The organism is Streptomyces sp. NPDC085937 (assembly GCF_044540535.1).
GTDB lineage: Bacteria > Actinomycetota > Actinomycetes > Streptomycetales > Streptomycetaceae > Streptomyces.
On the sequence record NZ_JBITSH010000003.1, the window covers coordinates 98,296 to 110,640 of the forward strand.

Genomic DNA, 12,345 nt, shown 5'->3' on the forward strand with positions numbered 1-12,345 from the left:
CTCCGAGCCACTGGACGACCCGCAGTTGAACGCGTTCAAAAAACCGGGATAAGGTGAGGGCGAGCGAAGAGGCCGGAGGGTCCGATGAAGATCGTTCTGCCCGGGGGCACCGGACAGGTGGGCGCGGTCCTGAACCGCGCGTTGAGCGCGGCCGGGCACGAGGTGGTCGTCCTGACCAGGCACCCGGAGCGCCCGCGGGACGTGGGCTGGGACGGTGCGACGCTCGGCCCGTGGGCCGAGGAGATCGACGGCTCGGACGTCGTCGTCAACCTCGCGGGCCGCAGTGTGTCCTGCCGGTACACCCCGGAGAACCTGCGCGCCATGATGGACTCCCGCGTCACTTCGACGCGCGTGGTGGGCGAGGCGATCGCGGCGGCCCGCCGGCCGCCGCGGGTGTGGCTGCAGATGAGCACCGCGACCGTCTACGCGCACCGCTTCGACGCGGCGAACGACGAGGCCACCGGGGTGGTCGGCGGATCGGAGAGCGGCGTTCCGGACTACTGGGCGTACAGCGTCGATATCGCCAGGAACTGGGAGCGGACGCAGGCCGAGGCGCGGACACCCGCGACGCGGAAGGTCGCGCTGCGTGCGGCGATGGTGATGAGCCCGGACCGGGGCGGGGTGTTCGACATGCTGCTGCGGCTGGCCCGGCTCGGGCTGGGCGGGCCGGTCGCGGGGGGTGCGCAGTACGTGTCGTGGATCCACGACGAGGACTTCGTGCGGGCGGTGGAGTTCCTCATTGCGCGGGAGGATGTGGAGGGGCCGGTGAACCTCGCGGCTCCCGGTCCGCTCCCCCAGCGCGCGTTCATGCGGGTGCTGCGGGCCGCCTGGGGCGTTCCGGTGGGGCTGCCCGCCACACGCTGGATGGCCGAACTGGGGGCGTTCGCGCTGCGCTCGGACACCGAACTGCTGCTCAAGAGCCGTCGGGTGGTCCCCGGACGGCTACGGGAGGCCGGCTTCGCGTTCACCCTGCCCGGGTGGGAGGAAGCTGCGGCGGACCTGGTGTCCCGGGCTCGGGCGGCGCGCGGGGGCGGGCCGCGTGCGGGTGCCGGGCGGGCGCGGGGCGGCGTGGCGCCGGGCCGTTCCTGATCCTTCCCGGACACCCCGGAGCCCGGCGTCCCTCCACTGCCGCAGAACGACCCGCGCCCGCCCGTCCGGCCGAAGCGTCGACCGCCTCGGCCGGACTTCAGCGACTCACCGGAAACGCCACACGTGATCCGCCGTGCCGTTGTCGGCGAACTGGACGACCTGCGCGCTGTCGGCGGTGGACATCCCGTCGACGCCCAGCACCTTGCCGCTGTGCCGGTTGCGGATGCGGTACCAGCCGTCCCCGTCGTCCAGCAGCGTCCACAGGTGGTCGGCGGTCCCGTTGTCCTCGTACTGCACGACCCGCGCGCTGTCCGCGGTGGACATCCCGTCGACACCCAGCACCTTGCCGCTGTGACCGTTGCGGATCAGGTACCAGCCCTCGCCCCGGTCGATCAGCTGCCAGGCGTGGTCGCCGGTGCGGGTGTCGGCGAACTGCACCACGCGGGCGCTGTTCTCGGTCGACATGCCGTCCACGGCGAGGACCTTCCCGCTGTGCCGGTTCTCGATGCGGCGGAACGGCGGCTCGGGCATCCAGGGCCGCCCGTCCGGGGACGCCGTGGGGAAGGCCGTGATCCGCAGCCGTGCCGCGCCCATCGGGATCAGGGTGACCCGCTCCACCGGTGCCTCGCTGCGGGCGGGGCCGTCCTGGAGGGGGGTGACGACGTGCTCGTCGTCCGCGGTCCACTCGGCGACGCGCCGCGCGTCGGCGGTGATGCGCACGGGGGTGGTGGCGTGCGTGAAGGGGTTGTCGGGGACGGGGCCGGCGGTCCGGGTCACCTGCGGCCGGGGAGCGGGAGTCAGGCCGTAGTTCCAGGGTGAGGTGGCGTGCACCTCGTAGGCGGGGAAGGTGTCGTCGCCCGCGTAACGGTCGTACCGCTCACCGATCTCGAGGGAGTAGGTGAGTGGTCCGTGCTGGACGCTCACGGCGCCGTGCTGGTCCGGCAGCGTGCGCACCTCGGTGCGTTGCGGCAGGCGGAGCGTGACCACGTCGCCGTCGTGCCAGGTGCGGGTCACGTGCGCCCAGCCCGGCCCGCCGGGCGCGGTCACCGGCCGTCCGGCGACCCGCAGTTCGGGCGCGGAGCACCAGCCGGGCACGCGCAGGCGGAGCGGGAAGCGCACCGGGCGCGGGGTGGACACGGTGAGCCGGACGGTGTCGGTGAAGGGGTAGCCGGTGTCCTCGGTGACGGTGACGGTGGTGCCGCCCGCGACCCGCGCGCGGACCGTGCACGGCGCGTACATCGCGGCCGTCAGGCCGCCGTCGTCGCCGGTCAGCCACAGTTCCTCGGTGAAGTACGGCCAGCCCATGCCGTAGTTGTGGGGGCAGCAGCGGTACTGGTCGACGCCGGCGTGGAAGGCCTGCATGGCGAAGCCGTTCTGGAACTGCCCCTGCGTCTTCGTCCTGTCGTCCAGATCCACGCCGTTGGCGCTGGTGATGTAGTGGATCGCACGGCCCTGAGGGTCGAGGGACGCGGGGAGCATGTTGAAGGCCAGGTCCTCGCAGCGGTCCGCCCACACGGGGTCCCCGGTGATGCGGGTGAGCAGTTCGTGGGAGGCCATGAACTCGACGATTCCGCAGGTCTCGAAGCCCTGCCGGGGGTCCGTGAAGCCGGGCCGGTAGTTCTCGTCGCCCGCCATGCCGCCGCCCGGGAACCGCCCGTACTCCGCCATGACGCTGTCGTAGGCGCGGTAGGTGGCGCGGGTGAGTTCGGCCGAGCCCGTCACCTGGGCGTACTGGGCCGGTTCGCGGAAACCCTGGGCGATGTTGACGTTGTGCCGCGAGGGCGTCGTACCCGTCCAGTCCGCGCCCAGGGTGTGCATCTTCGCGGCCAGGTCCAGCAGGAACGGCTCCCCGGTGCGACGGTACAGCCAGACGGCGATGTCCAGTCCGTCGCCCCAGCGGTAGGAGATCCAGCTGGTGTCGAAGGCGCCGGACCCCTGGGCGTTCATGTACCGCAGGAAGCGCAGCAGGAAGGGCAGGACGCGTTCGTCGCCCGTGAACTCCTCGTGCGTGCGCAGGGCTTGGAGCAAGGGCAGGAAGGGCCAGAAGTCCGGGCCGCCGCCCAGCGAGGTGCGCAGGGCGCGCGGCCCGAAGAAGCCGTCGGGCTGCTGTGTGGCGAGGACCGCGTCGATCCACCGGCGTGCGCGGGCCAGCGCGGTCCGGTCACCGGTGGCCACGGCCAGCGGCACATATCCGCGCAGCCAGTAAGGGAGTTCCTCCCAGCCGGGGCGCTCGGGGTGCACCCAGCCGGTGGTGTCGAAGTCGAGGAAGTGGGAGATCTCCTCGTACCGGCCGCAGAGTCCGTCGAGCTGGAGCCGCAGTTGTCCGGCCAGCCAGCCGCGTGCGGTGACACTGCCGGCGGGCAGTCTGCGGAAGGCGTCCGGGAGCGGCGCCGCGGCGGGTGGCGGGGAGGCGGCCGACCGGAGGGAGGCGGCCGCGGCGGTGGGGACGAGGGGGCCACCGAGTGCGGCGGCGCCGAGCCCCAGGGCTCCGGCCCCGAGGAGGGTGCGTCTGGTGACGGGCATGCGTGGGCTCCTGTTCGACGTCCTGGTGCGGTGGGGGTGGGGGTGGGAGGACGGGACGGGCGGGCGGCGGCCCGCCGTTCGGTGTGCGGAGCGTGTGTATAACGTTGTAAGGCCCAGTCGGGATGACAGCACGGAGCGGGGCCGCTGTCCAGGGTCCGGACACGTCCGCCGGGACCGCCTGTGCGGAATGCGAACAGCGCGGCGTGGCGTGCGGGTTGCGGGAACGGTCGATACGGGCATGACTGGGGCCGTAGGATCAGGTGATCTCGTGGGGGTGGGCATGCTCAGGCGGCGTCCGGGGACACCGACGCTCGAGGAGGTGGCCGCGCTCGCCGGTGTGGGGCGGGGCACCGTCTCCCGCGTCATCAACAACGCGGCGGGCGTGAAGGACACGACACGCCGCGCCGTGCAGCGGGCCATCGCGGAACTGGGCTACGTCCCCAACCTGGCGGCCCGTACGCTGGCCGGCCGGCGTGCCGACGCGGTCGCGCTGGTCATGACGGAGCCGGACTGGCGGCAGTTCGGTGAACCCTTCTTCTCGGAGATCGTGCGGTCCGTCGGGGACGCGCTGACCGAGACCGAGGTGCAGCTGCTGCTCACCCTGGTGCGCACGGACGCCGAGCGGCAGCGCCTCGTGGAGTACGCGCGCGGCGGCCGGGTCGACGGCGTGATGCTGATGTCCGTGCACGCCGAGGACGCGCTGCCCGACATGCTGGCCGAAGTCGGCCTGCCCACCGTCCTGCTGGGGCGGCGCTCCAGCGACGAGGGCGTCACCTACGTCGACGCGGACAACGTCGGCGGGGCCCGCAGCGCCGTGACCCACCTCCTGGACACCGGCCGCCGCGCGGTCGCCACCATCACCGGGCCGTCCGACATGTACGTGGCCCAGTGCCGGCTGCGCGGTTACCGGGAGGCGCTGGAGCGGGCGGGCGTCGAGGGCAGGACGTCCTGGACCGCCGAGGGTGACTTCACCGGGGACAGCGGGTACCGCGCGATGGCCGAACTCATCGAGCGGGCGCCGGAGATCGACGGGGTGTTCGCGGCGTCCGACACCATGGCGGCGGGCGCGCTGGGCGCACTGCGCGCGGCGGGACGGCGGGTGCCGGACGACGTCGCGGTGATCGGCTTCGACGACTTCCCGCTCGCGCAGCACACCGATCCGCAGCTGACGACGGTGCGCCAGCCGCTGGAGGAGATCGGGCGCACGATGGTGCGGCTGCTCCTGGAGGAGATGGAGGAACCGGCGGTGGCCTGGCGCCACGTCATCCTCCGCACGGAACTGGTACTGCGCGGCTCCGCCTGACGACCCGTCGCCCGGCCCGCCGGGCACGGCCGGTTGCGCGTCGAATGTTTCGGGAGCGCTCCCGGCGCTCCCCGGCCCCCGTCGATCAACGCCCTGACCTGCGCCTTCGAAAGACATTCGACCGGTTGTTGCGCGCAGGGTTGTCAGGGACATGGGCGCCTTCTACAGTCCCCTCCCGGAACACCATTGGGAGCGCTCCCATCAATGGGGAGGCGGGAGCGCTCCCGCCGGTAACCCGCACACCTTTCCCGGAGAGGTCCCCCACATGCCACGGTTACGGCACCACCCCCGCACACTGCGCGCCGTGTCGGCCGCGCTGCTCACCGCTCTCGCCGCACTCGCGGCACTGCTGACCGCGACCGCGCCGGCCCAGGCGGACACCACGGTCTGCGAGGAGTTCGGATCGACGGTCATCCAGGGCCGCTACGTCGTCCAGAACAACCGCTGGGGCACCAGCGCCACCCAGTGCGTCACCGCCACGGACAACGGCTTCCGGCTCACCCAGGCCGACGGCTCGGTGCCGACGAACGGCGCGCCGAAGTCGTACCCGTCGGTGTTCAACGGCTGCCACTACACCAACTGTTCGCCGGGAACCGCCCTCCCCGCGCGCGTCAGCGGCATCTCCAGCGCCCCCTCCAGCATCTCGTACGGCTACGTCGACAACGCCGTCTACAACGCCTCGTACGACATCTGGCTGGACCCGACGCCCCGGACCGACGGGGTGAACCGGACCGAGATCATGATCTGGCTCAACAAGGTGGGCCCCGTACAGCCGATCGGCTCGCAGGTCGGCACGGCCACCGTGGCCGGGCGCACCTGGCAGGTCTGGTCCGGCGGCAACGGCACCAACGACGTGCTGTCGTTCGTCGCGCCGTCCGCGATCAGCAGCTGGAGCTTCGACGTGATGGACTTCGTCCGGGCGACCGTCGCCCGCGGACTGGCGGGCAACGACTGGTACCTGACCAGCATCCAGGCCGGTTTCGAGCCCTGGCAGAACGGTGCCGGCCTGGCGGTGAACTCCTTCTCCTCCAGCGTCAACACCGGCGGCTCGGGCGACCCGAACGGTCCCGGCGAGCCGGGCACCCCGGCCGCCTGCACGGTGTCGTACGCGACGAACGTCTGGCCGGGCGGGTTCACCGCGAACGTCACCGTCACCAACAACGGTTCCGCTCCCGTGGACGGCTGGCAGCTCGGCTTCACGCTGCCCTCGGGACAGAGTGTCGTGAACGCCTGGAACGCGTCCGTCTCCCCCTCCTCGGGCGCCGTCACGGCGACCGCACCGGCCGGCAACAGCCGGATCGCCGCCGGGGGCAGCCAGAGCTTCGGCTTCCAGGGCAGCTACAGCGGCACCTTCACGCAGCCGAACGCGTTCCGGCTGAACGGCACCACCTGCCGGACCGCGTGAGGCGCGCGGCGGGCCGTACCCCGCCGTGATCCCTCGCGCCGGGGCCCGCTCTTCCCTCCCTGCACCGACAGGGCGGGCCCCGGCGACCGAGCACGAGGCGGACCGGTGACAGCCGCACACCGCCGCCCCTGTCCGTCCCGCACCGCCGGAACGACCGCGCCGGCGGCCGGTGTTCACGCACCGGCCGCCCGGCCGGATCCCGTTCCGGCGCGGAACGCCCCCCCCAGCCCCCCGCCCGGCCGGTCGGCGCCCTCCCCGGCCGGGCGGGGGCTCCACCCCCACGTCCACCCTTCTTTTCCACCCCTCGCACCGCCCATGAAGAACTCAGCATCGGGACAGGAGACTCCATGGCTCTGAGAAGCAGACTGGTCTCTCTGGCAGCGGTACTGGCGACCCTCCTCGGAGGGCTCGGACTCAGTTTCCTCTGGCAGAACGACGCCCAGGCGCACGGCGTGGCGATGATGCCCGGCTCGCGCACCTACCTCTGTCAGCTGGACGCCGTCACCGGCACCGGCGCGCTCGACCCGACCAACCCCGCCTGCAAGGCCGCCCTGAACCAGAGCGGCGCGTCCGCCCTGTACAACTGGTTCGCCGTGCTGGACTCCAACGCAGGCGGGCGCGGCCAGGGTTACGTGCCGGACGGCAAGCTGTGCAGTGCCGGTGACCGGTCGCCGTACGACTTCTCCGCCTACAACGCGGCGCGATCCGACTGGCCCCGCACGCACCTGACGTCCGGGGCGACGGTCAAGGTTCAGTACAGCAACTGGGCCGCGCACCCGGGCGACTTCCGGGTCTACATCACCAAGCCCGGCTGGTCGCCCACGTCCGCGCTCGGCTGGAACGACCTGCAGCTGATCCAGACCGTGACCGACCCGCCCCAACAGGGCTCACCGGGCGCCAACGGCGGCCACTACTACTGGAACCTGCAGCTGCCCTCCGGCCGCTCCGGTGACGCGCTGATCTTCATGCAGTGGGTGCGTTCCGACAGCCAGGAGAACTTCTTCTCCTGCTCCGACGTCGTCTTCGACGGCGGCAACGGCGAGGTGACCGGCATCCGCGGCTCGGGCACGAACCCGGACCCCGGCACGGACCCGACCCCCGACCCGAGCGACGACCCGTCGCACACGGGTGAGTGCATGGCGACGTACGAGGTCGTGAACTCCTGGAACGGCGGCTTCCAGGGGTCCGTCGAGGTGATGAACCACGGCACCTCGGCGCTCAACGGCTGGGCCGTGCAGTGGAAGCCCGGTCAGGGCACCACGATCGGCAGCGCCTGGAACGGCACCCTCAGCACCGGGTCCGACGGCACGGTGACGGTGCGGAACGCGGCCCACAACCGCGTGATCAATCCGGACGGAAGTACCACGTTCGGCTTCACCGCCACGTCGACGGGCAACAACTTCCCCGTGGGCACGATCGGTTGCGTGAATCCGTAGCGCCCCTCGAGCCGCGCCGCCCGTCCCGCCCCCACCGCGGGACGGGCGGCGCGGTGTCATTCCGCGGCCCGGGCCGCGTCCGTACGGGCCGTCCCCCGGCCCGGTGCGGGCAGGTGGCGGGCGGCCTCGCGGTCGGCCCGGTGCACCGGCGTCAGCACCACGAGGCCGACGACCGCGACGAGGACGAAGAAGGCGCCGAACACGGCCGCGCCGGTCACCAGGCCGGCCATCAGTCCGTGCGCGGTCACCACGGCGCCGAGGGCCGGCGCCCCGACGCCCTGGGCGGCGTAGCCGACGAGGTAGCCGCCGGACACCATGCCCGCCCGGTGCGGAGCGGGGGCGAACCGGCTGAGCACCGTGAGCCCGCCGGCGAAGTCGAAGGCGTAGGCCGCTCCGGCGACGGCCGACGCCACGAAGAACAGCAGCAGCGAGTGGGTGGCGCCGGTGAGGACGTAGAGCCAGACCGCCGCGACGGACCCTACGGCGCCGAGCAGCACGAGCGGCCGGACGTGCAGGTTGCGCCCGAGCAGCGCGAAGAGCGTGATGCAGCCGGCGAAGACGGCCAGCAGGGCGCCGGTGACCAGCGCGTTGGTGGAGCCCGCGAGCTGCTGGGCGATCTTCGCGCCGAGCGGCAGGACGACCGCGCCGATCAGGAAGGACGAGGCGAAGGCGATCGCGCCCGCGACGAACACGGTCCGGCTGCCGCGCGGGACGGTGATGGTGCGCGTGCGCCGCCGGGATCCGGCTGCCGGGCGCGGGGTGTGCCGTGGCATGCACGCCACCAGGCAGGCGACGGCCAGTATGACGCCGGCCAGGACGAAGAAGCCGAGGTGGAGGGGGAAGGGCGCGTACTCGGTGAGGGCGCCGCCGACCGTCATGGCGAGGCCGATGCCGAGGGCCGACACGGCGGTGCTGACGGCACCGGCCCGCTTCTCCCGGCCGGGTGCGCTGTGCTCGACCATGGCGAGGCTGGCCGGACCTATGGACAGCCCGACACCGAGACCCATCAGGACCCGTCCTGCCAGCAGCCACGCCACCCCGCCCGCCACCGCGAACAGCAGGACGCCGAGGAGTTGCGCCACGAGGCCGAGCAGCATGGTCACGCGGGTACCGAGGTGGTCGGCGAGATGGCCGAGCAGGAGGAGTACCGGGATCAGGGTGAGCGGATAGGCCGCGAAGATCCAGGTGACGATGGTCGTCGAGATGCCCCATTCCGCCTGGTAGAGCGGGTAGGTCATGGTCGGGCAGGCGCTGGTCCACAGCGCGATGGCCACGACGGCGCCGGCCGCGCGGAAACTGCCGCGGGTGCCGAGGGATGGCACAGGGCCTCCAGGGGTCGAGGGGGATGAGGGAGATGAGGGGTGTCATGCGGGGAGGGGCCGGGACGGGGGAAGGAACGGACTCCCGCCCAGCTGAGTTGCTTTGAGAAACCTAGAACGCCTGGATATTGTTTTGCAACTCATCGGTACACTGGCCGTATGGCCAAGACGCTCGGCAAGGACTCGACCTGCTCCATCGCGCGGAGCCTCGAGGTGCTCGGCGACGCCTGGACGCTGCTGATCGTGCGCGAGGCGATGCTGGCGGGCTCGACCCGCTTCCAGGAGTTCCGGGACGCCCTGGGGATCGCGCCGAACATCCTCACCAAGCGCCTGGGATTCCTGGTGGACGAGGGCCTGATGGAGCGGCGCGGCTACCAGGAGCCCGGGGAGCGGGCCCGCACGGAGTACGTGCTGACGGAGGCGGGACAGGGCCTGACCACGGTCATCGCGGCCCTGGCCTCCTGGGGGCGCACCCACCGGCCGCACCCCGAGGGGACGTCTCCGCAGTTCGCGCTGGCGGACTCCGGCACGGCGGCGCGACTGGCGTTCGTGACCGCCGACGGGGAGCGGGTGCGGCCCGAGCACCTGACGGCACACCGCCGCCCCGACGCCGCCCTGGACACCGGGACGGCGTGAGCGGCGCGCACACCGGGACGGCATGAGCGGCGCGTCGACCGCAGCGCTTTCCTCATTGGACTGGACCAAACCCTTGACAGTCTTTTCCGTCACTCCTTAAATCACGGAATGAAGTAAGCGCTCGCCGTACCCCCGGCCCGCGTGCCGCTCCGCCTGCCTGTTCCCCCACCCGACGTTCCGTCGCACGACCGCGACGGCGCGCTGAGCTGTCATATGCATGACACAACAGGAGACACGATGCCCGCATCCACGCGACCACGTCCCGGTGGCCGCTCCGGCACTCCCCCGAGACTCCGTGACCGCCGCCGGTGGACCGCGGTCGTCGCGGCCGCCGCCACCGCCGCCTCCCTGCTGGTCGCCGCCCAGTCGGCCCGCGCCGACACCGCCGCCGGCGCGGCGGCGGCCGCGGTTCCGTCCGGCTGGTCGACGGTGGTGAACAGCGGCAGCGGCAAGTGTCTGGACGCCCGCGGCGCCGGAACGGCCAACGGCACGGCCGTCCAGCAGTACACCTGCAACGGCACCACGGCCCAGCGATGGAGCTTCACGCCCACCTCCGACGGTTACGTCCGCATCGCCGCCCGCAACGACGAGCGGCAGGTCGTGGACGTCAGCGAGGTGTCGGCGGCCGACAACGCGGCCGTGCACCTGTGGACCTACGGCGGCGGCGCCAACCAGCAGTGGCTGCCCATGGACGAGGGTGGCGGCGCGTACCGCTTCGTCAACCGGCACAGCGGCAAGTGCCTCGACGTGCCGTCCGCCTCGACGGCCGACGGCGTCCAGCTGGTGCAGTACGCCTGCAACGGCACGGCGGCGCAGCGCTTCCAGGTCACGCCGGTGAGCACCGCGCCCGGCGACGTGGACCTCGGCCCCAACGTGGCGGTCTTCGACCCGTCGATGCCCTCGTCGGCCGTGCAGAGCCGGCTGGACTCGATCTTCCGGCAGCAGGAGACCAACCAGTTCGGCACCGAGCGGCACGCCGTCCTCTTCAAGCCGGGCACGTACCGCAACGACGTCAACGTCGGCTTCTACACGCAGGTGCTGGGGCTCGGGCAGTCGCCGGACGCGGTGACGATCAACGGTGCCGTGCACGTCGAGGCGGACTGGTTCCCGCCGCAGAACGCGACGCAGAACTTCTGGCGCGGCGCCGAGAACCTGTCGGTCACCCCGACCGGCGGGACGGACCGCTGGGCGGTGTCGCAGGCCTCCGGATACCGGCGCATGCATGTGCGCGGCGACCTGGAGCTCAGTGACGGCGGCTGGTCCAGCGGCGGTTTCATGGCCGACACGAAGATCGACGGTCAGGTGCGCTCCGGTTCCCAGCAGCAGTGGCTGACCCGCAACTCCCAGCTGGGCAGCTGGAACGGGTCCAACTGGAACATGGTCTTCGTCGGCAGCCGCGGTGTGCCGGCCAACACCTTCCCGCAGCCGCCGTACACCACCGTCGACCGGACGCCGAAGGTACGGGAGAAGCCCTTCCTGTACGTCGACGCGGCGGGCGCCTACCGGGTGTTCGTGCCCGCGCTGCGCAACGACTCCACCGGGACGACCTGGGCGGACGGCAACACGCCCGGCACCTCGCTCGGCATGGACAGCTTCTACGTCGTCAAGCCGGGCACGGCGAGCGCGGCACAGATCGACGCGGCCCTGGCGCAGGGAAAGAACCTGCTGGTCACCCCGGGCGTCTACCACCTGGACCGGACGCTGCGGGTGACCCGCCCCGACACCGTGGTGCTCGGCCTGGGCCTCGCCACGTTCGTCCCGGACAACGGGGTCACGGCCATGACGGTCGCCGACGTCGACGGCGTGAAGATCGCGGGCGTCCTCTTCGACGCGGGCACCACCAACTCCCGCACTCTGGTGGAGATCGGCCCCGAAGGGGCGTCGGCGAACCACGCGGCGAACCCGACCTCGCTGCACGACGTGTACTTCCGCGTCGGCGGCGCCCACGCGGGGAAGGCGACCACCAGCCTGGTCGTCAACAGCGACCACGTCATCGGCGACCACATGTGGATCTGGCGCGGTGACCACGGCAACGGCATCGGCTGGACCACCAACCCGGCCGACACCGGACTCGTCGTCAACGGCGACGACGTCACCATGTACGGGCTGTTCGTGGAGCACTACCAGAAGGACCAGACGGTCTGGAACGGCAACGGCGGCCGGACGTACTTCTACCAGAACGAGATGCCCTACGACCCGCCGAACCAGGCAGCCTGGATGGACGGTTCGACGCAGGGCTACGCCGCCTACAAGGTCGCCGACCACGTGACCAGCCACGAGGCGTACGGCCTCGGCAGCTACTGCTTCTTCAACGTGAACCCGGGCGTCACCGCCGAGCGGGCCTTCGCGGCGCCGAACCGTCCCGGTGTGCGCTTCCGCAACATGGTGACCGTCTCCCTCGGCGGCACCGGCACCATCCGGCACGTGATCAACGACCGGGGCGGTCCGTCCGACTCGGCCGACAATGTGGCCAATCTGGTGAACTACCCGTAGGCACAGCGCTGTTCACGGCCGGTGTGGTGCGGGCCCGCGCGCCCGCCCACACCCGCCGCGCCCCGGCGCGGGGCGCGCGCCGGGCGCCGGCGGGTCACCCCCCCGTCGCGCCCGGCCCCCCCCGGTGCCACAGAGCGACCC

Annotated in this window: 8 protein-coding genes; 6 read left to right on the forward strand and 2 right to left on the reverse strand. The window is 72.2% G+C overall.

The window, feature by feature from the left end; translation table 11 throughout:
* Positions 1-84: 84 nt before the first annotated feature.
* Positions 85-1,089: a TIGR01777 family oxidoreductase gene (locus ACIF8S_RS07575; protein WP_399997929.1), complete on the forward strand. Its 1,005-nt coding sequence runs from the start codon at positions 85-87 to the stop codon at positions 1,087-1,089.
* A 105-nt stretch (positions 1,090-1,194) separates the two neighbouring features.
* On the opposite strand, the gene ACIF8S_RS07580 is transcribed toward ACIF8S_RS07575, so the two are convergent.
* Entirely contained in the window at positions 1,195-3,612 is a 2,418-nt protein-coding gene (locus ACIF8S_RS07580; RefSeq protein ID WP_399997930.1) for a beta-L-arabinofuranosidase domain-containing protein, read from the reverse strand.
* Positions 3,613-3,892: 280 nt separating this feature from the next.
* Here ACIF8S_RS07580 and ACIF8S_RS07585 point away from each other — a divergent pair, with 280 nt between their 5' ends.
* The 3 genes from ACIF8S_RS07585 to ACIF8S_RS07595 all read left to right on the forward strand — a co-directional run bounded on the left by ACIF8S_RS07585 (position 3,893) and on the right by ACIF8S_RS07595 (position 7,756).
* A complete protein-coding gene (locus tag ACIF8S_RS07585) occupies positions 3,893-4,915 on the forward strand; it encodes a LacI family DNA-binding transcriptional regulator (protein ID WP_349794874.1) in 1,023 nt (340 codons plus the stop codon).
* Between the two features lie 265 nt (positions 4,916-5,180).
* Positions 5,181-6,320: a cellulose binding domain-containing protein gene (locus ACIF8S_RS07590; RefSeq protein WP_399997931.1), complete on the forward strand. Its 1,140-nt coding sequence runs from the start codon at positions 5,181-5,183 to the stop codon at positions 6,318-6,320.
* Between the two features lie 347 nt (positions 6,321-6,667).
* Positions 6,668-7,756, forward strand: coding sequence for a lytic polysaccharide monooxygenase (locus ACIF8S_RS07595; protein ID WP_399997932.1), 1,089 nt, complete (start codon positions 6,668-6,670; stop codon positions 7,754-7,756).
* A gap of 56 nt (positions 7,757-7,812) precedes the next feature.
* Here ACIF8S_RS07595 and ACIF8S_RS07600 read toward each other — a convergent pair whose 3' ends face one another.
* Positions 7,813-9,078, reverse strand: a complete 1,266-nt coding sequence (locus tag ACIF8S_RS07600; protein WP_399997933.1) for an MFS transporter — start codon at positions 9,076-9,078, stop codon at positions 7,813-7,815.
* Positions 9,079-9,234: 156 nt separating this feature from the next.
* Between ACIF8S_RS07600 and ACIF8S_RS07605 the strand changes: the two genes are divergently transcribed.
* Complete coding sequence (locus tag ACIF8S_RS07605) at positions 9,235-9,711, forward strand: winged helix-turn-helix transcriptional regulator (RefSeq protein ID WP_399997934.1); 477 nt, start codon at positions 9,235-9,237, stop codon at positions 9,709-9,711.
* 237 nt (positions 9,712-9,948) lie between these two features.
* On the forward strand, positions 9,949-12,204 hold the full coding sequence (locus ACIF8S_RS07610) for an RICIN domain-containing protein (protein ID WP_399997935.1): 2,256 nt from the start codon (positions 9,949-9,951) through the stop codon (positions 12,202-12,204).
* Positions 12,205-12,345: the final 141 nt, after the last annotated feature.

What these genes read in the sequence shown, in the direction of transcription:
- ACIF8S_RS07605 (WP_399997934.1), top strand. Translation starts at nt 9,235, where the DNA reads ATGGCCAAGACGCTCGGCAAGGACTCGACCTGCTCCATCGCGCGGAGC.
- ACIF8S_RS07575 (WP_399997929.1), top strand. Translation starts at nt 85, where the DNA reads ATGAAGATCGTTCTGCCCGGGGGCACCGGACAGGTGGGCGCGGTCCTG.
- ACIF8S_RS07610 (WP_399997935.1), top strand. Translation starts at nt 9,949, where the DNA reads ATGCCCGCATCCACGCGACCACGTCCCGGTGGCCGCTCCGGCACTCCC.
- ACIF8S_RS07590 (WP_399997931.1), top strand. Translation starts at nt 5,181, where the DNA reads ATGCCACGGTTACGGCACCACCCCCGCACACTGCGCGCCGTGTCGGCC.
- ACIF8S_RS07585 (WP_349794874.1), top strand. Translation starts at nt 3,893, where the DNA reads ATGCTCAGGCGGCGTCCGGGGACACCGACGCTCGAGGAGGTGGCCGCG.
- ACIF8S_RS07580 (WP_399997930.1), bottom strand. Translation starts at nt 3,612, where the DNA reads ATGCCCGTCACCAGACGCACCCTCCTCGGGGCCGGAGCCCTGGGGCTC.
- ACIF8S_RS07595 (WP_399997932.1), top strand. Translation starts at nt 6,668, where the DNA reads ATGGCTCTGAGAAGCAGACTGGTCTCTCTGGCAGCGGTACTGGCGACC.